The sequence below is a fragment of the Streptomyces sp. NPDC028991 genome (assembly GCF_055564775.1).
Map to the genome: position 1 here is coordinate 387,999 of NZ_JBVHVP010000003.1, position 22,642 is coordinate 410,640.

23 protein-coding genes are annotated in these 22,642 nt (G+C 72.7%); 10 read left to right on the forward strand and 13 right to left on the reverse strand.

The genetic code is table 11. The features are described 5' to 3' along the window. Positions 1-12 precede the first annotated feature (12 nt). Genes ACZ4V1_RS09370 through ACZ4V1_RS09380 form a run of 3 tightly spaced genes read left to right on the forward strand, consistent with a single transcriptional unit; the run spans position 13 to position 2,825 of the window. Positions 13-963, forward strand: a complete 951-nt coding sequence (locus ACZ4V1_RS09370; protein WP_468331850.1) for a cytochrome c oxidase assembly protein — start codon at positions 13-15, stop codon at positions 961-963. A 58-nt stretch (positions 964-1,021) separates the two neighbouring features. Further along, complete coding sequence (locus ACZ4V1_RS09375; protein ID WP_468331852.1) at positions 1,022-2,641, forward strand: septum formation family protein; 1,620 nt, start codon at positions 1,022-1,024, stop codon at positions 2,639-2,641. A gap of 13 nt (positions 2,642-2,654) precedes the next feature. Beyond that, positions 2,655-2,825, forward strand: coding sequence for a hypothetical protein (locus ACZ4V1_RS09380; RefSeq protein WP_016325678.1), 171 nt, complete (start codon positions 2,655-2,657; stop codon positions 2,823-2,825). A gap of 25 nt (positions 2,826-2,850) precedes the next feature. Here ACZ4V1_RS09380 and ACZ4V1_RS09385 read toward each other — a convergent pair whose 3' ends face one another. The 4 genes from ACZ4V1_RS09385 to ACZ4V1_RS09400 are packed head-to-tail and all read right to left on the reverse strand — an operon-like array spanning position 2,851 to position 6,996. Further along, complete coding sequence (locus ACZ4V1_RS09385; protein ID WP_468332321.1) at positions 2,851-4,056, reverse strand: sensor histidine kinase; 1,206 nt, start codon at positions 4,054-4,056, stop codon at positions 2,851-2,853. 8 nt (positions 4,057-4,064) lie between these two features. Further along, positions 4,065-5,843, reverse strand: coding sequence for a sodium/solute symporter (locus tag ACZ4V1_RS09390; RefSeq protein WP_468331855.1), 1,779 nt, complete (start codon positions 5,841-5,843; stop codon positions 4,065-4,067). Between the two features lie 28 nt (positions 5,844-5,871). Continuing rightward, the gene (locus ACZ4V1_RS09395; RefSeq protein WP_468331858.1) at positions 5,872-6,231 is read right to left on the reverse strand and encodes a hypothetical protein; all 360 of its coding nucleotides are present in this window, start codon (positions 6,229-6,231) and stop codon (positions 5,872-5,874) included. 3 nt (positions 6,232-6,234) lie between these two features. Next, positions 6,235-6,996 (reverse strand): LytR/AlgR family response regulator transcription factor, encoded by a 762-nt coding sequence (locus ACZ4V1_RS09400; RefSeq protein ID WP_468331861.1) that lies wholly within the window; start codon positions 6,994-6,996, stop codon positions 6,235-6,237. 77 nt (positions 6,997-7,073) lie between these two features. Between ACZ4V1_RS09400 and ACZ4V1_RS09405 the strand changes: the two genes are divergently transcribed. From ACZ4V1_RS09405 to rocD, 3 genes are all read left to right on the forward strand, one after another. Beyond that, entirely contained in the window at positions 7,074-7,601 is a 528-nt protein-coding gene (locus ACZ4V1_RS09405; protein ID WP_468331864.1) for an Lrp/AsnC family transcriptional regulator, read from the forward strand. Positions 7,602-7,727: 126 nt separating this feature from the next. Further along, a complete protein-coding gene (gene ddaH / locus ACZ4V1_RS09410) occupies positions 7,728-8,567 on the forward strand; it encodes a dimethylargininase (RefSeq protein WP_468331867.1) in 840 nt (279 codons plus the stop codon). Then, the gene (gene rocD / locus ACZ4V1_RS09415; protein WP_468331870.1) at positions 8,564-9,784 is read left to right on the forward strand and encodes an ornithine--oxo-acid transaminase; all 1,221 of its coding nucleotides are present in this window, start codon (positions 8,564-8,566) and stop codon (positions 9,782-9,784) included. Before ddaH ends, rocD begins: the two co-directional genes overlap by 4 nt. A gap of 18 nt (positions 9,785-9,802) precedes the next feature. Here rocD and ACZ4V1_RS09420 read toward each other — a convergent pair whose 3' ends face one another. Next, positions 9,803-10,258: an RpiB/LacA/LacB family sugar-phosphate isomerase gene (locus ACZ4V1_RS09420; RefSeq protein ID WP_468331873.1), complete on the reverse strand. Its 456-nt coding sequence runs from the start codon at positions 10,256-10,258 to the stop codon at positions 9,803-9,805. Positions 10,259-10,412: 154 nt separating this feature from the next. Here ACZ4V1_RS09420 and proP point away from each other — a divergent pair, with 154 nt between their 5' ends. From proP to ACZ4V1_RS09435, 3 genes are all read left to right on the forward strand, one after another. Next, on the forward strand, positions 10,413-11,927 hold the full coding sequence (gene proP / locus ACZ4V1_RS09425) for a glycine betaine/L-proline transporter ProP (protein WP_468331876.1): 1,515 nt from the start codon (positions 10,413-10,415) through the stop codon (positions 11,925-11,927). Positions 11,928-12,123: 196 nt separating this feature from the next. Then, on the forward strand, positions 12,124-12,846 hold the full coding sequence (locus tag ACZ4V1_RS09430; RefSeq protein ID WP_468331879.1) for a lysophospholipid acyltransferase family protein: 723 nt from the start codon (positions 12,124-12,126) through the stop codon (positions 12,844-12,846). A gap of 127 nt (positions 12,847-12,973) precedes the next feature. Beyond that, positions 12,974-14,008, forward strand: a complete 1,035-nt coding sequence (locus tag ACZ4V1_RS09435) for an NAD-dependent epimerase/dehydratase family protein (RefSeq protein WP_468331882.1) — start codon at positions 12,974-12,976, stop codon at positions 14,006-14,008. A gap of 57 nt (positions 14,009-14,065) precedes the next feature. Here the strand turns inward: ACZ4V1_RS09435 and ACZ4V1_RS09440 are convergent, their stop codons facing one another. The 8 genes from ACZ4V1_RS09440 to ACZ4V1_RS09475 all read right to left on the reverse strand — a co-directional run bounded on the left by ACZ4V1_RS09440 (position 14,066) and on the right by ACZ4V1_RS09475 (position 21,311). After that, entirely contained in the window at positions 14,066-15,727 is a 1,662-nt protein-coding gene (locus ACZ4V1_RS09440; protein WP_468331885.1) for an alpha/beta hydrolase, read from the reverse strand. A gap of 110 nt (positions 15,728-15,837) precedes the next feature. Continuing rightward, the gene (locus ACZ4V1_RS09445) at positions 15,838-16,608 is read right to left on the reverse strand and encodes an urease accessory protein UreD (protein ID WP_468331888.1); all 771 of its coding nucleotides are present in this window, start codon (positions 16,606-16,608) and stop codon (positions 15,838-15,840) included. Continuing rightward, the gene (gene ureG / locus ACZ4V1_RS09450; protein ID WP_468331890.1) at positions 16,596-17,270 is read right to left on the reverse strand and encodes an urease accessory protein UreG; all 675 of its coding nucleotides are present in this window, start codon (positions 17,268-17,270) and stop codon (positions 16,596-16,598) included. Before ureG ends, ACZ4V1_RS09445 begins: the two co-directional genes overlap by 13 nt. A 179-nt stretch (positions 17,271-17,449) precedes the next feature. Beyond that, on the reverse strand, positions 17,450-18,124 hold the full coding sequence (locus tag ACZ4V1_RS09455; RefSeq protein ID WP_468331893.1) for an urease accessory protein UreF: 675 nt from the start codon (positions 18,122-18,124) through the stop codon (positions 17,450-17,452). Positions 18,125-18,132: 8 nt separating this feature from the next. After that, on the reverse strand, positions 18,133-19,854 hold the full coding sequence (locus ACZ4V1_RS09460; RefSeq protein WP_468331896.1) for an urease subunit alpha: 1,722 nt from the start codon (positions 19,852-19,854) through the stop codon (positions 18,133-18,135). Next, positions 19,847-20,176: an urease subunit beta gene (locus ACZ4V1_RS09465; protein ID WP_468331899.1), complete on the reverse strand. Its 330-nt coding sequence runs from the start codon at positions 20,174-20,176 to the stop codon at positions 19,847-19,849. The genes ACZ4V1_RS09460 and ACZ4V1_RS09465 overlap by 8 nt, the downstream gene beginning before the upstream one ends. A gap of 13 nt (positions 20,177-20,189) precedes the next feature. After that, positions 20,190-20,492: an urease subunit gamma gene (locus ACZ4V1_RS09470; protein WP_468331902.1), complete on the reverse strand. Its 303-nt coding sequence runs from the start codon at positions 20,490-20,492 to the stop codon at positions 20,190-20,192. Between the two features lie 165 nt (positions 20,493-20,657). Beyond that, entirely contained in the window at positions 20,658-21,311 is a 654-nt protein-coding gene (locus ACZ4V1_RS09475; RefSeq protein ID WP_468331905.1) for a TetR/AcrR family transcriptional regulator, read from the reverse strand. Positions 21,312-21,416: 105 nt separating this feature from the next. Here ACZ4V1_RS09475 and ACZ4V1_RS09480 point away from each other — a divergent pair, with 105 nt between their 5' ends. Further along, positions 21,417-22,412 (forward strand): ABC transporter permease, encoded by a 996-nt coding sequence (locus ACZ4V1_RS09480; RefSeq protein WP_468331908.1) that lies wholly within the window; start codon positions 21,417-21,419, stop codon positions 22,410-22,412. Positions 22,413-22,642: the final 230 nt, after the last annotated feature.

The window sequence follows — 22,642 nt, forward strand, 5'->3', positions numbered from 1 at the left end:
AGGAGCCGGCGGATGGATCACAGCGGGCACGGCATGACGATGGATCTGCCGCCGTTCACGCTGGGGCGTGGGCTCGCGTGGTCCGCGGACCCCTTCTTCCTCGTCGCCTGTCTTCTGGGTCTGGGACTGTACGGCTGGGGCGTCGTCCGGCTGACCCGGCGCGGTGACAAGTGGCCGGTGGGCCGGACCGTGTCCTTCGTCGTCGGTGTGCTGAGCATCGGGCTGGTGATGTGCACCAGGCTCAACGACTACGGCATGGTCATGTTCAGCGTGCACATGGTGCAGCACATGATCATCAGCATGGTGTCGCCGATTTTGCTGCTGCTCGGCGCCCCGATCACCCTGGCCCTGCGTGCGCTGCCCACGGCGGGCCGTGGCCGCAAGGGTCCGCGCGAGCTGCTGCTCATGCTGCTGCACAGCCGCTACATGCGGATCGTCACCCACCCCGCGTTCACGATCCCGCTGTTCATCGCGAGCCTCTACGCGCTGTACTTCACCCCCCTCTTCGACTTCCTGATGGGGTCCAAGGTCGGGCACATCGGGATGATGGTGCACTTCCTCGCCGTCGGCCTGGTGTTCTTCTGGCCGATCATGGGCATCGACCCGGGGCCGCACCGGCCGGGCTACCTGATGCGGATGCTGGAGCTGTTCGCGGGCATGCCGTTCCACGCGTTCTTCGGCATCGCGCTGATGATGGCGTCCTCCCCCATGGTCGAGACGTTCAGGAACCCGCCCGCGTCCCTCGGCATCGACGCGCTCTCCGACCAGAACGCGGCCGGTGGCATCGCCTGGGCCTTCAGCGAGGTCCCGTCCGTGCTCGTGCTGCTGGCGCTGCTGTTCCAGTGGTACGCCTCGGAGGAGCGGCAGGCCCGGCGTACCGACCGGGCCGCCGACCGCGACGGCGACAAGGAACTCGCGGCATACAACGCCTATCTGGCCTCACTGAACACACGCGGCGGCTGACCCGCGGTTCCGTTCAGTAGCATGTGACGCGTCGGGGGAACCGCCCGGGGGGAGCGGTATGACACGTCACGTGGGCCGGGTCGTCGCCGGCCGTTATCTGCTGCTGCGCCCGCTCGGCGACGGCGGGTCGGACCGGGTGTGGCTCGCGCACGATCAGCGGCTGGGCTGCAAGGTGGCGCTCAGTGCCGCCCGTATCGCGGCCCGGGACCTGCCACGGCCGCGCGGCCATCCGCACGTGGTGGCCGTTCACGACGTGGTGGAGCACGAGGGTGTGCGCTGGACCGTCATGGAGTACGTGGCGGGCGCCGTCGACCTGAGGCGGCTGGTGGCCCGGCGCGGTCCGCTGGCGCCGGCCGACTGTGCCCGGATCGGGCTCGCCGTGCTCTCGGTGCTCGGCGCGCCGGCGGCTCGGCACGAGCGGGGTGTGCCGCACCGGCGGGTGGGGCCGGCCGACATCCTGCTGGCGCCGGACCGCGACGGCGCGCCGTACGGCAGGATCCTGCTCCTGGACCACCTCGTCGCCGGACCCGGGGACGGTGACGGTCTCCTCGCGCTGGGCCACACGCTCCACTACGCCGTCGAGGGCCGCGAGCCCTCCCACCGGGAGGCGCCGGTACGCGCCGGCGCGCTGGGCCCCCTGCTGGCGAGGCTGCTCGGCGGGGCCCCTGGCCCGCGTGTCACGGCGGCGGAGGCGGAGGCGGAACTGGCGTGGATCGTGACGCCGCAGACCGACACGTACGTCCGGTGGCGGACCGACCCGGGATCGCAGCCGCCCTGGTCCGCGGCGCCCCCGCCGGTGCCCCGCCCGGCTGCCTCCGCCGATCGGCGGGCCACCACCACCGTCCCCGCCGGGCACCGGCGCCCGCGTCCACGGGCCCTGCGTGCCGCCCTGGCCGGCGGGCTCGGTCTGGTCCTCGCCCTGGGCGGCGTCTGGTACGCCCTCGCCGACCGGGCGGCCGACGGGACCGGGACGCCGTACGGCGACACCGTGGGGCTCGCGGCGCCGCTGGCGGACGGGGACTGTGTGCGCGCCCACTGGCCGGGCGGCAGGCGGTTCGCGGGGACGCCGCGCCTCACCGTGGACCCGGCCTGCCGGGGCGGGGCACCCGACGGCCAGGTGATGGCGTTCGTGCCCGCCTCGACCGCCGAGGAGGCCCGCGAGCTGGGGGCGGCGCGGTGCGAGGAGCGGACGCGGGAGGTCCGGGCCCGGCTGGCCGGAGTGCGCAGTGTGGCGGTCGTGCCGGCCGACGGCGGTTTCGAGACCGCCCGAGGGCGCACCGCGTGCCTGGTGCTGGGTGCGCACGGACCGGTGTACGGGCCGCTCGGGCGGCATCGCGAGGCGGGGTCGGTGTTCGCGGACACCGCGACCATGCAGCGCCGGGACTGCCTGGACGTGCGCTCCGCGCGGGAGACCCGGCTGGTGCCGTGCGCGGGCCGGTACGACGCCCAGGTGCTCGGATTCACCCGACTGGCCGCCGACGTCACGCTCGCCGAGGCGCCCGCGGCGGCGGACCGGGCGTGTGCGCGGAAGGTACCTCCGCGCGACTACGGATTCGACCCCTCCCTGTACGAGGCCGGGTCCCGGACGGCCGCGGGGGCCTGGAAATCCGGCTCACATCTCGCCGTCTGCACCGTACGAAGGCAGAACGGGGGCACCATGGAGGGGAACGGACCATGAGGAGGGTGTTGCGATGCCCGGTTCCACGGACAGTTCCACGAAGACGATGGGAGCGCTCACCATCGGCGGCCTGGTCGCGGTGACGGCCTACACGGTGGCGCTCGGGAGCAACGGCTGGCTGTGGTTCGGCTGGGTCGTGCTGGGTCTGATCACGCTGGGGCTGGTGGCCACGCGCAGCGCCTGAGCCCCACACCGGGGCGCACCAGAGTTCACTCGCGGCCGAGCCGGCCCGCCGAGTGCACGCCCGGCTGGTACTTCGGCAGCCGGACCGTGATCTTCATGCCCGCGCCGACGGCCGTCTCTATGACGAGGCCGTGGTCGTCTCCGTAGACCTGGCGGAGGCGGTCGTCGACGTTGGACAGCCCGATGCCGCCCGACGGGCTGACCTCGCGCGCGAGGATGCGCCGCAGCAGGCCGGGGTCCATTCCGGCGCCGTCGTCCTCGATCACGACCAGCGCCTCGGCGCCCGCGTCCTGCGCGGTGATCTGGATGCGGCACCGGTCGGCCTTGCCCTCCAGGCCGTGCTTGACGGCGTTCTCCACGAGCGGCTGGAGGCAGAGGAAGGGCAGGGCGACGGGCAGCACCTCGGGGGCGACCTGGAGGGTGACGGCGAGGCGGTCGCCGAAGCGGGCCCGCACCAGCGCCAGGTAGTGGTCGATGGCGTGCAGCTCGTCGGCGAGGGTGGTGAAGTCGCCGTGCCTTCGGAACGAGTAGCGGGTGAAGTCGGCGAACTCCAGCAGCAGCTCGCGGGCGCGCTCGGGGTCGGTGCGCACGAAGGACGCGATCACCGCGAGCGAGTTGAAGATGAAGTGCGGGGAGATCTGGGCGCGCAGCGCCTTGATCTCGGCCTCGATGAGCCGGGTGCGGGACTGGTCGAGGTCGGCCAGCTCCAGTTGGACGGAGACCCAGCGGGCGACCTCGCCGGCGGCCCTGACCAGCACGGCGGACTCGCGGGGCGCGCAGGCGACGAGGGCACCGTGCACCCGGTCGTCGACGGTGAGCGGGGCGACGACCGCCCAGCGCACCGCGCAGTCGGGAGTGTCGCAGGTCAGCGGGAAGGCCTCGCCGCGGCCGGTCTCCAGGGGGCCGGCGAGGCGTTCCATGATCTCCGAGCGGTGGTGGGCGCCCACGCCGTCCCAGACCAGGACCTCCTTGCGGTCGGTCAGGCACAGCGCGTCCGTGCCGAGCAGGGAGCGCAGTTTGCGGGCCGACTTGCCGGCGGTCTCCTCGGTCAGGCCCGCCCGCAGCGGGGGCGTCGCCAGGGACGCGGTGTGCAGGGTCTGGAAGGTGGCGTGCTCGACCGGGGTGCCGAGCCCGCCGAGGCTCTGCGGGCGGGCCGTGCGGCGCCCCAGCCAGAAGCCCGCGGCCAGCAGAGGGAGCACGGCGACGACCAGACCCGCCAGGAAACCGCCCATCGAGCCGCTCATCCGGTCGCCTCCTCGCGCACGTCCCGCGCCGCGCGCAGTTCGTCCCTGCGCAGGTCCTCCGTACGCAGTTCCTCCGCGCGCAGCTCCTCCGGCAGGTGGAAGCGGGCCAGGATCGCCGCCGTCCCGGCCGGCACCCGGCCCGGGGTGGCCAGGGAGACCAGCACCATGGTGAGGAAGGCCAGCGGCACCGACCAGAGCGCGGGCCAGGCCAGCAGCGCGTGCAGCGCACCGCCGCCACCCGGGAAGCCGCCCATGGTGGCGGCGACGGCGACCAGAGCGGAGCCGCCGCCCACCAGCATCCCGGCCGCGGCGCCGGGCGGGGTCAGCCGCCGCCACCAGATGCCGAGGACGAGCAGCGGGCAGAAGGAGGAGGCCGACACGGCGAAGGCGAGACCGACCGCGTCGGCGACCGGCAGCCCGCCGACCAGCGCGCTCGCCGCCAGCGGCACGGCCATGGCGAGGACGGTGCCGAGCCGGAAGTGCGGTACGCCCCGGGACGGCAGCACGTCCTGGGTGAGGACGCCCGCGACGGCCATGGTCAGCCCCGACGCGGTGGACAGGAACGCGGCGAAGGCGCCGCCCGCGACCAGGGCGCCGAGCAGGTCGCCGCCCACTCCCCCGATCACCCGGTCCGGGAGGAGCAGGACGGCGGCGTCGGCGTCGCCGGTGAGGGTCAGCTCGGGGGCGTACAGGCGGCCGAGGGCGCCGTAGACGGGCGGCAGCAGGTAGAAGGCGCCGATCAGACCGAGTACGGCGACGGTGGTGCGGCGGGCGGCGACGCCGTGCGGGCTGGTGTAGAAGCGGACCACGACGTGCGGCAGGCCCATGGTGCCGAGGAAGGTGGCGAGGATCAGTCCGTACGTGGCGTACAGCGGGCGTTCGGTGCGGCTCTCGGCCCGGGAGGGTGACAGGGCGTCGTCGGCGCCGCGTCCGGCGGCCGGGACGGGGGTGTCCTTGGCGAAGGTGAGCCGGGTGCCGGCCTCGATGCGGTGGGTGCCGGTGGGGAGGTCGAGGCGGGTGCCGTCGTGGGCGCGGCCGTCCACGGTGCCGTCGACGGTGACGGTCAGGGGCTTGTCGAGCTTGAGGGTGAGGCTTTCGTCGACCCGGACGGAGCGCTGCTCGCGGAAGGTGGCGGGTTCGTCGAAGGGGCGGCCGGGCGCGCCGTCGCCCTGCCAGGCGAGCACCAGGAAGAGGGCGGGGACGAGCAGGGCGGTGAGCTTCAGCCAGTACTGGAAGGCCTGGACGAAGGTGATGCTGCGCATGCCCCCGGCGGCGACGATGGCGGTGACGACGACGGCGACGATCACTCCGCCCAGCCAGTCGGGGGCCCCGCTCAGCACGGTCAGGGTCAGTCCGGCGCCCTGGAGCTGGGGCAGCAGGTACAGCCAGCCCACGCCGACGACGAAGGCCCCCGCGAGCCGCCGTACGGCCTGGGAGGCGAGCCGGGCCTCGGCGAAGTCGGGCAGCGTGTAGGCGCCGGAGCGGCGCAGCGGGGCGGCGACGAAGAGCAGCAGGACCAGGTAGCCGGCGGTGTAGCCGACCGGGTACCAGAGCATGTCGGGACCCTGGACCAGGACCAGGCCCGCGATCCCCAGGAAGGACGCGGCGGAGAGGTACTCGCCGCTGATGGCGGCGGCGTTGAGGCGGGGGCCGACGGTGCGGGAGGCGACGTAGAAGTCGGAGGTGGTGCGGGAGATGCGCAGGCCGAAGGCGCCGACGAGAACGGTGGCGACGACGACGAGGGCGACGGCGGGTATGGCGTAGTTGGAGTTCATGGTGTCTTTCCGGCCTCGTCCGGCAAGGTCATCGGTCCTCGACCAGGCGGACGAAGTCGCGTTCGTTGCGCTCGGCGCGGCGCACGTACCAGCGGGCGAGGAGGACCAGCGGGACGTACAGGCCGAAGCCGAGGACGGCCCATTCCAGGCGGCGGGCGTCGGGCATCGCGGCGAACAGCAGCGGCAGCGGCCCGACGAGGAGTCCGAGGACCGCGAAGGCGGTGAGGCCGGCGCGCAGCTGGCTGCGCATGAGGGAGCGGACGTAGGTGTGCCCGAGGGTGGTCTGCTCGTCGATCTCGGTGCGCGGGCGGTAGTAGCCGGAGGCCCGTCGGGTGCGCCTGGGCGGGCCGGTGACGGTGACGCGGCGTTCGGTGGGGTCCTGGGGCATGGCTCACGGCCTCCGCATGAGCAGGTCCCGCAGTTCGCGGGCGTGGCGCCGGCTGACCTGGAGTTCCTCGGCGCCGACCAGGACGCTGACGGTACCGGCGTCCAGACGGAGTTCGCCGATGTGGCGCAGGGCGACGAGGTGCCGGCGGTGGATGCGGACGAAGCCGCGGGCGCGCCAGCGCTCCTCCAGGGTGGACAGGGGGATGCGGACGAGGTGGCTGCCCCGGTCGGTGTGCAGGCGGGCGTAGTCGCCCTGGGCCTCGACGTGGGTGATCTCGTCGACGGGGACGAAGCGGGTGACGCCGCCGAGTTCCACGGTGATGTGGTCGGGGTCGGGTTCGTGCACGGGTATGCGCGGGGCCGGGGTGGTCGCGGTGCCGCGGCGTTCGACGGCGCGGCGGACCGCCTCGGCGAGCCGTTCCCTGCGGACGGGTTTGAGGACGTAGTCGACGGCCTTGAGGTCGAAGGCCTGGACGGCGAAGTCCTCGTGCGCGGTGACGAACACGACCAGCGGGGGCCGGGCGAACCCGTTCAGCAGCCGGGCGAGGTCGAGTCCGTCCAGACCGGGCATCTGGATGTCGAGGAAGACGACGTCGATGGCGTCCGGCCCGTCGGGGCCCGACTCCAGGGCCCGGTTGATGCGGCGCAGCGCCCCGGTCGCGTCGCCCGCGCCCTCCGCCGTGCCGATGCGGGGATCGGCGTTCAGCAGGTACACGAGTTCCTCGAGTGTGGGGCGTTCGTCGTCGACAGCCAGGGCGCGCAGCATGAAGGTGGAGTGTAGGAGTAATCCGTGCGCCTGCACACGTGCCCGACGACGACGTATCCGCTGGATACAGTGCCCGCATGAACAGCAGGCCCACCCCGTTCGACGAACTCGACCGGAAGATCGTCACCGCCCTGATGGCGAACGCCAGGACGTCCTTCGCCGAGATCGGCGCGGAGGTCGGGCTGTCCTCGACGGCGGTCAAGCGCCGGGTGGACCGGCTGCGCGAGACCGGAGTGATCACCGGGTTCACGGCGACGGTGCGGCCCTCCGCGCTGGGCTGGCGCACCGAGGCGTACGTGGAGGTGTACTGCGAGGGGGCGGCCCCGCCGAGGCGGCTGGCTCAGGTCGCGCGCGGCTACCCGGAGATCACGGCGGCGATGACGGTGACCGGCGGGGCGGACGCGTTGCTGCACGTGCGGGCGCGGGACGTGGAGCACTTCGAGGAGGTGCTGGAGCGGATCCGGGCCGAACCGTTCATCCGGAAGACGATCAGCGTCATGGTGCTGTCCCATCTGATCCAGGACGCTCCGGAGGCAGGCGCGAGCCACCCGGCACCCGAGGGCGGGGCACCGGACCGGGCCGGGGGCGCAGCAGACGTGCGCTGACCTGGCTCAGGACGCAGCGTTCCTGCGCCAACACGCAGCTCCTGTCGCTTGTCGTCCGTCTCCTTCGCTTTCTACCGTGGTGTCATCCCTCAGTCACAACCCGTAAGGAAGCGGAGGAACCCCTCTGTGCCCGAATCACGTGTGCCGCGCCGGCGGCGCTTCCTGGTCTGCGAACCCAGACACTTCGCCGTGCAGTACGCGATCAACCCGTGGATGAGCACCGGCCGACCGGCCGACGTCATCCGCGCCCTAGACCAGTGGCAGGCGCTGGTCGACGCCTACCGGACCCACGGCCACACCGTCGACGCCGTCGGGCCGGTCCCGGGCCTGCCCGACATGGTCTTCGCCGCGAACTGCGCGGTCGTCGTCGGGGGCCGGGTCTTCGGCTCCCACTTCCACGCACCCGAGCGCCGTCCCGAGTCCGTCCCGTACGAGGCGTGGTTCAAGACGGAGGGCTTCGAGGTGCACCATCCCGAGGCGGTCTGCGAGGGCGAGGGCGACCTGGTCCCGGCCGGCCGCTGGATCCTGGCCGGCACGGGGTTCCGCACGACCCGTGAGGCGCACCGCGAGGTGCAGGAGTTCTTCGGCGTGCCGGTGATCTCGCTGACGCTCGTGGACCCGTACTTCTACCATCTGGACACGGCCCTGTTCGTGCTCGACGCCGGGGACGACCGGGGCGACGGGAACATCGCCTACTACCCCGGGGCCTTCTCGCCCGGCAGCCGTGAAGTGCTCGAGCGGCTCTACCCGGACGCGGTGATCGCCACCCGCGAGGACGCCATGGCGTTCGGGCTGAACTCCGTCTCCGACGGACGCCACGTGTTCATCTCGCCCGGGGCCCGGGGACTCGCCGATCAGCTCGCCGGCCTCGGCTACGTCCCCGTCCCCGTCGACCTGTCCGAGTTCCACAAGGCCGGCGGCGGCATCAAGTGCTGCACCCAGGAGATCCGGGAGACCCGCTCATGACCGCACCCGCCCGCCCCCGCGGCTCCGAGGAGCTCATCCGCGCGGAGGAGCCCGTCCTCGCGCACAACTACCACCCGCTGCCCGTCGTCGTGGCCCGTGCCGAGGGCGCCTGGGTCGAGGACGTGGAGGGCCGCCGCTACCTGGACATGCTGGCCGGCTACTCGGCGCTCAACTTCGGCCACCGCCACCCGGCGCTGACCGAGGCCGCCCACCGCCAGCTGGACCGGCTCACGCTGACCTCGCGCGCCTTCCACAACGACCGGCTCGCGTCCTTCGCCGAGCGGCTGGCCGCGCTGACCGGCACGGACATGGTGCTGCCGATGAACACCGGCGCCGAGGCGGTGGAGAGCGGCGTCAAGGTGGCCCGCAAGTGGGCCTACGACGTGAAGGGCGTCCCGGCCGACCGGGCCACGATCGTGGTCGCGGCGGACAACTTCCACGGCCGTACGACGACGATCGTGAGCTTCTCCACGGACGAGACGGCCCGCTCGGGCTTCGGCCCCTTCACCCCCGGCTTCCGGGTCGTCCCGTACAACGACCTGGCGGCCATGGAGGCGGCCGTCGACGAGACGACGGCGGCCGTGCTGATCGAACCGATCCAGGGCGAGGCGGGGGTGCTGATCCCGGACGACGGCTATCTGGCCGGCGTGCGGGAGCTGACCCGCCGGGCCGGGTGCCTGTTCATCGCGGACGAGATCCAGTCGGGTCTCGGCCGCACGGGGCGCACCCTCGCCGTCGAGCACGAGTCGGTGGTGCCGGACGTGGTGCTGCTCGGCAAGGCGCTGGGCGGCGGCATCGTGCCGGTGTCGGCGGTGGTCGGCAGCCGGGAGGTGCTCGGTGTGCTGCATCCGGGCGAGCACGGTTCGACGTTCGGCGGCAATCCGCTGGCGGCCGCGGTCGGCACGGCGGTGGTGGAGCTGCTGGAGACGGGCGACTTCCAGCGCCGGGCGACCGAGCTGGGCACGGTGCTGCGCGAGGGCCTCACCGCCCTGGTCGGCAGGGGCGTCGTCGGCTTCCGCGCGCGCGGGCTGTGGGCGGGCGTCGACGTGGACCCGGCGCTCGGCACCGGGCGCGAGATCAGCGAACGCCTGATGCGCGAGGGCATCCTCGTCAAGGACACGCACGGCTCCACGATCCGCCTGGCGCCGCCGCTGACCGTCACCGGTGAGGAGCTGGAAGGGGCGCTGAGGACGCTGGAGAAGGTCCTGACGTCCTGACCCCGTCCCGAGGTGCTGTCACGGAGCGGCTCGGCCCCGGTCGAGCCGCTCCACGTGTGTCACGTTGTCGCGGTCCTCGGCGTCCTCGCCGGGCGCGCCCGCGAACCAGGCGTCGAGGATCTCCCGCAGCAGCGGCGCCGACGTCAGCCGCAGACTGAGCGCGAGTACGTTGGCGTCGTTCCAGCGGCGGGCCCCGTCCGCCGTGTACGCGTCGGCGCACAGGGCCGCCCGCACGCCCGGCACCTTGTTCGCGGCGATCGACGCGCCGGTGCCGGTCCAGCAGCAGACCACCGCCTGGTCGGCGCTGCCGTCGGCGACCTCACGCGCCGCCCGTTCCGAGCACACCGCCCACCGCGGGTCCGCGCCGGGCCGCAGCGCGCCGTGGGCCAGCACCTCGTGGCCGCGTTCGCGCAGTTCGTCGACGAGGAGGCGGGCGACGGGTTCGTCCATGTCGGAGGAGACGGAGATGCGCATGGGCGAAGCGTACCCACCGGGCCCGCTCGCCGCGCCGCTCACCTCATCAGCTCAACCACATGACTGAAGTCACGACCATACCCAGCATGATCGGGGGAACGGTACGACCCGAGAAACGTAAGACCGAGCAGCACTCCGCCAGGAGCGCCTGCGCGTGGAAAGGGAGGCCGCCACGTCCCCCAACGAGAACGGCCAAGAATCCGACCCCACGGCGATCCGCCGCCACCCGGCCCTGTTCCGGGCGGTCAGGCGTCGGCAGAACCCCCGGCTGCGCCGGTCGGACATCACTGTCACGGACGAGGCCGCGGTCAAGAGAGCGGTGAAGGCCGCCTCTCTGGGCAATGCCATGGAGTGGTTCGACTTCGGCATCTACGCCTATCTGGCCGGCACCATCGGCCGCGTGTTCTTCCCGTCCGGGAGCGACACCGCGCAGCTGCTGTCCTCGTTCGCCACGTTCGCCGTGGCGTTCCTGGTGCGCCCGCTCGGCGGCATGGTCTTCGGTCCGATGGGTGACAAGGTCGGCCGCAAGAAGGTGCTCGCGCTGACGATGATCCTCATGGCGATCGGCACCGCCGCCATCGGGCTCATCCCCAGCTACGACGCCATCGGCTTCTGGGCCCCCGTCCTGCTGATCCTGTTCCGCCTGCTCCAGGGCTTCTCGACCGGCGGCGAGTACGGTGGTGCCTCCACGTTCATCGCCGAGTACGCGCCCGACAAGCGGCGCGGCTTCTTCGGCAGCTTCCTGGAGCTGGGCACGCTGGCCGGGTACACCGGCGCCGCGAGTCTGGTCACCGGCCTCACGGCCTGGCTCGGCAGCGACGCCATGGACGCCTGGGGCTGGCGCATCCCGTTCCTGGTCGCGGCGCCGCTCGGCATCGTCGGTATCTATCTGCGGCTGAGGCTGGACGACACGCCCGCGTTCCTGAAGCTGGAGGAATCCAACGTCCACATCTCGGAGGCGGCGACCGCGGTGGAGACCACCGCCCGGGGCGACCTCGCCAAGATCTTCCGCACGCACTGGCGCTCGCTGGTGCTGTGCATCGCGCTCGTCGGCGCGTACAACATCACCGACTACATGCTGCTGTCGTACATGCCGACGTACCTGTCGGACGAGCTGCACTACAGCGAGAGCCACGGCCTGATGATCCTGGTGGCCACCATGGTGCTGCTGATGCTGATCATCAACCAGGTCGGCCGCCTGTCCGACCACTTCGGCCGCAAGCCCCTCCTCATGACGGGCATGGTCGGCTTCTTCGTCCTGTCCGCCCCGGCCTTCGTGCTGGTGCAGGACGGCAGTCTGCTCGCCGTCTCGGCCGGCATGCTGATGCTCGGTCTCTCCCTGGTCTGCCTGCTCGGCACGATGTCGGCGGCACTCCCGGCGATGTTCCCGACCAACGTCCGGTACGGGTCCCTCTCGGTCGGCTACAACCTCTCGGCGTCGCTGTTCGGCGGCACCACGCCGCTGGTCATCACCGCCCTGATCAGCGTGACCGGCTCCGACATGATGCCCGCCTACTATGCGATGGCCGCGGCCCTGGTCGGTGTCGTGGCGGTGGCCTGCATGAAGGAGACGGCCCAGCAGCCCCTTGAGGGCTCCCCTCCCTCGGTGCAGACCCAGGAGGAGGCGGCGGAGTTGGTCGAGTCGCAGGCCCCCACGCCGAAGTTCTGATCACGCGGGGCGGGGGCGGTGGGGCCGGCCCGCACCCCACCGCCCGGCAGAACGCCACCGCGCCGGCCGGGTCGAGCCGAAGAGCGGCCGGACCGGCCCCGGCCGGACCGGCACGGTCCGGGCTACGATCGATCACCGGACGCGGACGTCCGACACGGAGCCGTGCCTTGCCTACCGGGAGAGCGGGAGACACACCGTGTTCTACTACGTGCTCAAGTACGTGCTGCTGGGCCCGCTGCTGAGAGTCGTCTTCCGTCCCCGCATCGAGGGCCTGGACCACGTGCCGGCATCGGGCGCGGCCATCGTCGCGGGCAATCACCTCTCCTTCGCGGACCACTTCCTGATGCCGGCGGTGCTCAGGCGCCGGATCACCTTCCTCGCCAAGGCCGAGTACTTCACCGGCCCGGGCCTCAAGGGCCGGCTGACCGCGTTCTTCTTCCGCAGTGCCGGGCAGATCCCCGTCGACCGCTCCGGCAAGGAGGCCGGTCAGGCCGCGATCCGCGAAGGGCTCGGGGTGCTGGGCAAGGACGAGTTGCTCGGCATCTATCCGGAGGGCACGCGATCGCACGACGGCCGGCTGTACAAAGGCAAGGTCGGCGTCGCGGTGATGGCGCTCAGGGCCGGGGTGCCGGTCGTGCCCTGCGCGATGATCGGCACCTTCGAGGCGCAGCCGCCGGGCCGCAAGATCCCCAAGCTGCACCCCGTGGTGATCCGCTTCGGCGAGCCCCTGGACTTCTCCCGCTACGCCGGGCTGGAACGGGAGAAGGCCGTGCTGCGCGCCGTCACCGACGAGATCATGTACGCCGTCCTGACGCTGTCCGGGCAGGAGTACGTCGACCGGTACGCGGCCGACGTGAAGGCCGAGGAGACGGCGAAGGCCGCGAAGGGGCCGAGGTTCCCCCGGCTGCCGCACCGCTAGGGGCCGTCGCCCGCCCCCGGCCGCTCCTCGCCCGCCGACGGGGCCCGTTGTCTGCTGTCGGGGCCCGTTGTCTGCTGTCGGCAGAAGGGCGTGGCCGGGTGGCCGGGCGGGCGCCTACGGTCGCCGTATGACACGTGCTGTGGTGGTCGGAGCGACGGGACAGATCGGACGGGTGGCGGTGGCGGCGCTGGCCCGGGACGGCTGGGAGGTGACGGCCGTCTCGCGAAGCGGCGAGCGCGACGGGGACTGGCCCGAGGACGTCCGGGTGGTGCGGGCCGACCGGGAGGACGAAGCGGCCCTGTCGGCGGCGGTCGGTGACGGCTGTGACGTCCTGGTGGACATGGTGGCCTTCGGGGAGGACCACGCGCGGCAGTTGGTCTCGCTCGCCGGGCGGGTCGGCTCGGCGGTGGTGATCTCCAGCGTGTCGGTCTACGAGGACGACAAGGGCCGCAACTTCGACACCCAGGCCGACCCCGGCGGCTTTCCCGAGTACCCGGTGCCGGTCACCGAGGAGCAGCGCACGGTCCGCCCGGGCGACACCTCGTACAGCACCCGCAAGGCGGCGCTGGAGCGGGAACTCCTGGCGGCGGGCGACCGGTTGCCCGTCACACTGCTGCGCGCGGGCGCGGTCCACGGTCCGTACTGCCGGACCCCTCGGGAGCTGTACTTCGTCAAGCGCAACCTCGACGGCAGGCGCCGGCGCGTCCTCGCGTACGGCGGTGCCAGCCGCTTCCACCCGGCCGGCGTGCACAACGTCGCCGAGCTGATCCGGCTGGCCGCCCCTCGTCCGGGTACGCGCGTCCTGAACGCGGTCGATCCGGACGCGCCGACGGTGGCACAGATCGCAGCCGCGATCGACGCGGTGATGGGCGTGGAGGCGGAGGACGTACTGGTGGACGGGCCGCCGCCCGCGGACGCCGTGGGCGACACACCGTGGTCCGTGCCCGTGCCGGTCGTGTGCGACATGACGGCGGCCGAGCGGCAGTTGGGCTACCGGCCGGTCGCCCGCTACGCCGAGACCCTGCCGGACACGGTCGCGTTCATCGAGGAGCGGCTGGCCGGCCGGGACTGGCGGGAGGCCTACCCGAAGATGTTCCAGGCGTACGGCGACCTCTTCGACTACGCGGCGGAGGACGTCTGGCTGGCGGCGCGGGAGGGTTGAGGACGCCGGAGGGGGCGGCCGGTCGGACCGGCCGCCCCCTCCTCGTACCCGGTGTCGTTACGGCTTGGGCGTGGCGTGCGGGGCGCAGGTCACGTCCTCGGCGTCCACCTCGCCGGTGAGCAGGTAGGTGTCCACCCGGTCGTTGACGCAGGGGTTGACCAGGCCGGTGACGCCGTGCGAACCGGCGTCCCGCTCGGTGATCAGACGCGACCCCTTGAACCGCTGGTGCAGTTCGAGGGCGCCCTCGTAGGGGGTGGCCGCGTCCCGTTCGGACTGGACGATCAGCACCGGCGGAAGGCCCTTGCCGCTCTTCACGTTCACCGGGGTCCGCTGCTTGACCGGCCAGGTGGCGCACGGCAGGTTCATCCAGGCGTTGGCCCAGGTCATGAACGGGTGGTCGCGGTGCAGCCGGGTGTTGTCCCGGTCCCAGGTGCGCCAGTCGGTGGGCCACTTGGCGTCGGCGCACTCCACGGCGGTGTAGACGGCGTTGCCGTTCTCCGCGGAGGCGTTGCCCGCGGTGTCGGACGGGTCGGGGGCGGCGGCGTCGACGAGAGCCTGGGTGTCACCGGCGACGTACTTGCTGAAAACCGTCGCGACCGGCGCCCACGCGGAGTCGTAGTAGGGGGCGCTCTGGAAGAAGGAGATCAGCTCGGCCGGGCCGACGACCCCGCCGAGCGGCTCCTTCTTCGCGGTGGCGCGCAGCTCGAGCCACTGCTCCTGGACCTCGGCGCGGGTGTCGCCGAGGTGGAAGGTGGCGTCGTGCTCGGCGACCCAGTCCTGCCAGTCCTTCCAGCGCTTCTCGAAGGCGACGTCCTGGTCCAGGTTGGCCTGGTACCAGATCTTGTCGCGGGACGGGTTGACGACGCTGTCGACGACCATCCGGCGCACGTGGCCGGGGAAGAGGGTGCCGTAGACGGCACCGAGGTAGGTTCCGTAGGAGACGCCGAGGTAGTTGAGCTTCTTCTCGCCGAGCGCGGCGCGGATGACGTCGAGGTCGCGCGCGGTGTTCGGCGTGGTCATGTGCGGGAGCATCTCGCCGCTGCGCTCATGGCAGCCTTCGGCGTACTCGCGGGCGAGCTTGCGCTGGGCGAGCTTGTCGGCTTCGGGGCCGGGCACGGGGTCCATCTTGGGTGCCTTGACGAACTCCCGCGGGTCGACGCAGGAGATGGGCGCGGACTTGCCGACGCCGCGTGGGTCGAAGCCGACGAAGTCGTAGGCCTTGGCCGCGTCGGCCCAGACCGCGCTCTTTCCGGTGACGCGGGCCGGGAAGCGCAGTCCGGAGCCGCCCGGGCCGCCGGGGTTGTAGATGAGCGCGCCCTGGCGCTCGGCCTTCGTGCCGGTGTTGCCGATGCGGTCGACGGCTATCTCGATCTGCTTGCCGAAGGGCTTGGCGTAGTCGAGCGGCACCGTGACGTAGCCGCACTGGATCGGCTTCGGCAGGTTCCAGTCGGCGGGGCAGTCCTGCCACGCGACGCCGGCGCGTGCGGCGCGGGCCGCGGCGATGGTGGCGCCGCGGGCCTCGCGGTCCCAGCCCTTCGCGTGTCCCTGTCCCTGCCCCTGCCCCTGTCCCTGGCCCTGGCCGGTGGACGGAGCGGCGCTCGCGGCGGGCGCCGCGACGGTGCCGGCCATCAGCGTGGCGGTGACCAGCGCTCCGGCCGAGCCGACCGCCGCCGTCCTCCGCCCCAGTCTGATCTTCCTCAAGTGGCCCTCCCCGTACATGGTTGCGACAAGTACGGGGATCCTCGCGGCTGTGCGTTCGCCGAGAACAGAGGTGGCACTACTTCTTTGCCAATCCGATAAACGGAGCGGTGCGTTCGGTCGTCGGGAACTCAGCCCAGCGCCCCAGCCGCCTCGTCCAGCAGCCGCCTGAGCCGCAGGGCGTCCGGCGCGACGGCCGTCACCAGCGCGGCGGGCCCGGCGAGCGGCATGACCGCCACGCCCTCGGCGATGGTCCGCGCCGCCGGTGGGTCCACCGCGAAGTGCGGCCGTACGACGACGAGCTGACCGACGGCACGGTGTCCCGCCAGGCCGGCGGGGCCGTCCCAGCCGCCCGGGGCTCCGGGGCCGCAGGCCAGTTCCTGGTCGAGTACGCAGCGGCCCTCGATCCGTACCGTCAGACGACTGGTGAGCCGCCCCGGTTCCTCGCCGGACCGGCCGAGTACCTGTTCCTCCCGCAGCAGGAGCCGGGCCTTGGCGGCCAGGTCGACGCGGGTGGTGACGCGCAGGTCACTTCCGTGCGCGGAGATCAGCTGCTCGGGCAGCCAGCGGAGTTCGGCGTCGTCGCCGACGGTCAGCTCGACGTCGTAGCGGGCCCCGGCCTTGGCCTGCCCCGGCAGGGCGAGGGTGGCGGCGGCCGAGCCGACCCGCAGCCGGGCGCCCCGGGCCGCCTCGGCGGCCACCGTGAAGTGGTCGCCGCCGAGCGGCCCGCTCATCGCGCCGACCAGCATGACCCGGGCCTCGGCCCCGCTCCCCCGGGTCCGCCGAACCGAGAGGGGCCCCTCCCCCTCCAGCACGGGCAGTGCGGTGCCGCCGCGTCCGTCGCCGCGCGCGGCGATACGCGCCCGCGCCCGCACGCCGCCCGGCGTGGTCATGCCGTCCATGCGGCGAGCCGGGACCGCACCCAGGCGGCGACGTCCCGTACGCCGTCCTCGCTCCGCAGGGACTGGAGGACGACGGGCAGTTCGCCGCGCTGTGCCTTCGCGTCGGCCGCCATCCGCGCGAGGTCCGAGCCGACGTGCGGGGCGAGGTCGGTCTTGTTGACGATCAGCAGGTCGGCGGTGGCGACGCCGGGCCCGCCCTTGCGCGGGATGTCGTCCCCGCCGGCCACGTCGATGACGAAGATCTGGGCGTCGACGAGCCCCTTGGAGAAGGTGGCGGTGAGGTTGTCCCCGCCGGACTCCACCAGGATCAGGTCGAGCGGCCCGACCTCGTCCTCCAGGTCCTCGACGGCCTCGAGGTTCGCGGAGATGTCGTCCCGGATCGCGGTGTGCGGACAGGCTCCCGTCTCGACGGCACTGATCCGCTCCGGCGGCAGTACGGCCTCCCGGAGCAGGAACTCGGCGTCCTCACGGGTGTAGATGTCGTTGGTGACGACGGCCAGGGACAGCTCCTCCCGCAGTGCCCGGCACAGCGCGGCGACGGTCGCCGTCTTCCCGGATCCGACGGGCCCGCCGAGCCCGACACGCAGGGCACGGCGGCGCCCGTCGGGCCGGTGGGCGTCGGCGGAGACGGCGGGGAGGTCGTGGTGATGGTCGAGATGCATGCTGCGACTCCTCATGGAACTGGGACCGGCTCTGTCAGCCCGCCGGGAGGTACCCCTTCTGGGGGAGTTGAGGACGAGGCCGTTCAGGCCGACCGGGGTCCAGGGGGCTGAGCCCGCTGGCGGGGTCGAAGGGGCGGAGCTCTGGGGCCGGGAAAGGGGAGGGGCGGCGGGGCATCCCCCTACGAGGCGAACAACCGCACAGGCCAGGCCGCATGCGCCTCCGCCCCGATCTCCAGCAACGGCGCGGACCGCGCGGGCAGCCCGTCGACCCCGTCGGTCACGGCCAGCCGTCCCGCGTCCACCGCGTCCCGCGCCACCCGGTCGAGGTCGGGCGCGATCCGTGCGAGCACGCCGGTCGCGTCGAACGGGTCGAGGCTGAGCAGCCGTACCACGGCCGTTGCCGGCCCGCTCACCCCCTCGTATGCGGAGCAGTACGCCGCGTCGAGGGGCTCGAGCCCGGCCGCCCGGGCGGCAAGCCCGAGGACGACCGGCTGATGGGCGCCCTTGGGGAACCGTCGTGCCAGCGCGTCGAGTTCGGGATGCGGCCAGGTGGCTCGGGCGGCGCGCATCAGCTGCCGCCCGAGCCTGCGTGCCGCCACCCGCAGGGCGGGTGACGGGGTGCGGGCGTCCGCGGCCCGGTCGAGCTCGCCGGGGTCGGCGCCGAGGGCCGCGGCTGCCGCGAGGGATGCCGCGACGGCCCCGCTCGTGTGCAGCCGCCCCCGGCAGAACTCCTCCAGGCTCGCGGCGTCGGTGATGCGTCCCGCCCGGACGGCGGCCTCCGCCCCGCCGGAGTGGGCGTGCCCTCCGGCGGGGAAGCGGCCGTCCGCGAGGACGAGCAGTGTCGCGCGGCTCATGTCGGCCCTCAGAAGAGGAAATACCGCTGCGCGAGCGGCAGTTCGGCGACGGGTGCGGGTTCGACGAGCTCGCCGTCGATGGTGACCGCGAAGGAGTCCGCGGCGACCTCGACGCGCGGCAGGGCGTCGTTCTGGCGCATGTCGGCCTTGGTGCGGCCGCGGGTCGACCGGATGGGCACGAGCTCCCGCCCGAGACCGAGGCGCTCCGGGAGCCCGTCCTCGATGGCCGCCTCCGCCACGAAGGCGACCGAGTTGGCGGCGGGCGCCGTGCCGTGCGCGCCGAACATCGGGCGCGGCAGTACCGGCTGCGGGGTGGGGATGGAGGCGTTGGCGTCGCCCATCTGCGCGTACGCGATCTGGCCGGCCTTGAGCACGGCCTGCGGCTTCACGCCGAAGAAGCGGGGGTCCCAGAGCACCAGGTCGGCGAGCTTGCCGGTCTCGACGGAGCCGATCTCGTGGTCGATGCCCTGGGCGACGGCAGGGTTGATGGTGTACTTGGCGACGTAGCGACGGGCGCGCAGGTTGTCGGCGCGGGTGTCACCCGGCAGGTGACCGCGGCGCCGCTTCATCACGTGCGCGGTCTGCCAGGTCCGCAGGATCACCTCTCCGACGCGGCCCATGGCCTGGGCGTCCGACGCCATGATGGAGATCGCCCCCATGTCGTGCAGGATGTCCTCGGCCGCGATGGTGCTGGGCCGGATACGGGACTCGGCGAAGGCCAGGTCCTCGGGGACGGCGGGGTTCAGGTGGTGGCAGACCATCAGCATGTCGAGGTGTTCCTCGACGGTGTTGACGGTGTGCGGCCGGGTCGGGTTCGTGGACGCCGGCAGCACGTTGGGCAGCGAGACCGCGGTGATCATGTCAGGTGCATGGCCGCCGCCGGCGCCTTCCACGTGGAAGGCGTGCAGGGTTCGGCCCGCGACGGCGTCGAAGGTGTCGCCGACGAATCCCGCCTCGTTCAGGGTGTCGGTGTGGACGGCGAGCTGGACACCGGACTCCTCGCACACGTCCAGGCAGGCGGAGATGACGGCGGGGGTGGCGCCCCAGTCCTCGTGAATCTTGAAACCGAGGATGCCGGCGCGCAGTTGGTCGCGCATCGACTGCTTGGACATGGTGCTGCCCTTGCCCAGGAAGCCGATGTTGACGGGGCTGGACTCGAGGGCGGCGAACATCCTCGCCAGGTGCCAGGAACCGGGGGTGACGGTGGTCGCCTTGCTGCCCTCGGCGGGGCCCGTGCCGCCGCCGATGAGGGTGGTGATGCCGGAGGCGAGGGCCTCGTCGACGGCGACCGGCGAGATGAAGTGGACGTGGGTGTCGATGCCGCCCGCGGTGACGATCTTCCCGTTGCCCGCGATGACCTCGGTTTCGGGGCCGATGACGAGGTCGGGGTGGACGCCGTCCATGGTGTCCGGGTTGCCGGACTTGCCGATGCCGGTGACGCGGCCGTCGCGGATGCCGATGTCGGCCTTGACCACGCCCCAGTGGTCGATGATCACGGCGCCGGTGATGACGGTGTCGGGGGCGCCGTCGGCGCGGGTGGCACGGGACTGGCCCATGGACTCGCGCAGCACCTTGCCGCCGCCGAAGACCGCTTCGTCGCCGGAGCGGCCGGGGCCGCCCGAACGGTCCTCCTCGATCTCGACGAGGAGGTCGGTGTCGGCGAGGCGGATGCGGTCGCCGGTGGTCGGGCCGAACAGGTCGGCGTAGGCGGGACGGGACAGTTCAGCCATCGAGGGCACCTCCGCCGTCCAGGGCACCTCCGGTCGCGCCGCGCAGACCCGTGACGACGCGGGCTCCCGCGAGCGGGACGAGCCGCACGTCGACCGGGATGCCGGGCTCGAACCGGACGGCGGTACCGGCGGCGATGTCGAGCCGCTTGCCGTGGGCGAGGGCGCGGTCCAGGTCGAGAGCGGGGTTGGCCTCGGCGAAGTGGTAGTGGGAGCCGACCTGGACGGGCCGGTCGGCGGTGTTGAGCACGGTCAGGCGGGTGGTTTCACGCCCCTCGTTGAAGGCGACCGGCTCGTCGGCGAAGAGGATCTCTCCTGGAATCATGACCGCCGCCCCGTCAGATGACCGGATCGTGGACGGTGACCAGCTTGGTGCCGTCGGGGAAGGTGGCCTCGACCTGCACGTCGTGGATCATCTCGGGGACGCCCTCCATGACCTCGTCACGCTGGAGCAGCTTGCGGCCGGAGGCCATGAGTTCACCGACCGTGCGGCCGTCCCGGGCACCTTCGAGGATGTGCGAGGTGATCAAGGCGACCACCTCCGGATGGTTGAGCTTCACGCCTCGTGCGCGGCGCTTCTCGGCCACGTCCGCGGCCACATGGATGAGCAGTCTCTCCTGCTCGTGCGGGGTCAGTTGCACGTACCACCTCACAGGGCATGACGCCGGGACCGGACGTCCGGCTGCCGCGTCCACCGCGACAGCTCTAGATGTAACACACATGAATGCGCCGGAGTTGTACCCGCCTGTGCTCGAAAACCGCAGGTGGATCGGGGTGGAGACTAGGGCTGGAGTGTTTCTGCCGCGTCACGCTTTCTTGACCGACTGATTACCGATGCCGTCGGTTTCCTCTCGCATGCTCAACAGTCCCCGCACCCCCGCCTGGAGGGCCTCCGGGGAAAAGCTGCCGAACAGCGCGTACTGGGCTCCGAAGCCCTGCACCACGGCCACCAGTGTCCGGGCCACGGCGTCCGGGTCGACGTCGTCGCGCATCATGCCGGTTTCCTGGTAGCGGACCACGACCTTCGCCCAGGCCGCCGCCACCTTGGTGAAACCCTCGGCGAGGAGGGCGGAGAGCGCGTCGTTGCGCAGCGTCTCGGACCAGGCCTGGATCATGAGCCGCGGGAACAGCCACTCGCCGCCGTCCGTCATCGCCGGCCGCTCCCGCGCCATGTGCGCCAGGGCGCGGGCGATGAGTTCGTCGGGCATGGGCGGCGGGCTCTCCTCGGCGGCACGTTCGTACACGCTGCGGATGGCGCCCAGCACGTCGGTGACGATGGCCTCGATCAGCTCCTCCTTGCCGCTGAAGTAGCGGTAGACGGCGCCCGCCGAGAGGTCGACCTCCTTCAGGACGTCCTGCATGGAGGTGGCATGGAAGCCGTTGCGGGCGAAGCAGAGCGCGGCGCCGTCGAGGATCTGCCGGCGGCGGGCGTCGAGGTGTTCCTGCGATACGCGTGCCATGGCACCCAATCTAAAACGAACGTTCCTTCTTGACAAGGACGCCAAGGCGGTCGCACGGTGGTGGCACAGCTAAAACGAACGATCCTTCTTTTTGAGGAGCCCCTCATGGACAGCCGTCGCGTGATCGCCGTGATCGTCCTGGTCCCCGTGCTGGTGGCGCTGGCACTGTGGGCCTTCGCCTGGCCGGCCGCCCGCACGGCACCCCGCGATCTGCCACTCGGCGTGGCGGGGCCGCCTACCGCGATCGCACAGGTGGAGCAGCGGCTCACCCAGCACGAGGGCGCCTTCGAGATCCACCGCTACGCCGACGAGGCCGAGGCCCGGGACGCCATCGCGGAGCGGTCCGTGTACGGCGCGGTGGTCGCCGCCGACGGTGGCCCGAAGCTGCTCACGGCCTCCGCGGCGAGCCCCGCCGTCGCCCAGTTGCTGCGCCAGTCGATGACCGGGCAGGTCGCCGCGACGGGGGCCCCGGTCCAGGTCGTCGACGTGGCGCCCGCACCCGAGACGGATCCGCGCGGAGCGGCACTGAGCGCGAGTGTGCTGCCGCTGGCGCTGGCCGGAATCGCGACGGGCGCGGTCGCGTCCCTGCTGGGGCTGCGCGGTGTCCGCGCGGTCGTCGCGCTGGTCGGTGCCGCCGCGCTGACGGGACTGGTCGCGGCGGCGATCGCGCACAGCTGGCTCGGGGTGGTCACCGGTGACTGGTGGGCCGTGGCCGGCGTGTTCGGACTGTCGACCCTGGCCGTGGGCGCGGGCGTCGCCGGGCTGGCGGCACTGCTCGGCCGCGCGGGTCTCGCGTTGGGCGGCGCGCTGATGATGCTGCTGGGCAACCCCTTCTCGGCGGCACCCTCGGCGCCGGAGATGCTGCCCCGGCCGGCCGGGGCGATCGGCCAGTGGCTGCCGCCGGGCGCGGGCGGCTCACTGCTGCGCTCGGTGTCCTTCTTCGACGGCGCCGCGGCCACCGGCCCCGCGCTCACGCTCACGTGGTGGGCGGTGCTGGGCCTGGGCGCGGTGCTGCTCGGCGGCGCGCTGCGCCAGCGTACGCACGGCGACGCACCGACGCCTGACCGGACTCCGGCACCCTCGCCGTCACCGGCCGCCTGAGCTCCGGCCGAACGCCGACCGCCGCTCCCCCGGGGACGCGGTGAGCGAGCCCCCAGCCCGGCGACCGCGGGCCCCGGCCTGCGAAGCAACGGCGGCGAGCGCCTCGGTCGCAGCTACGACGGAGACGACCCCGAGGCCGCTCGACGGCAGCCCGCGGCAGCCGCAGGCAGCCACAGGCACGATCGCCCGCGGGCCCCGGGCAGGACACCGGCCGCCCGCCGACAGGACCC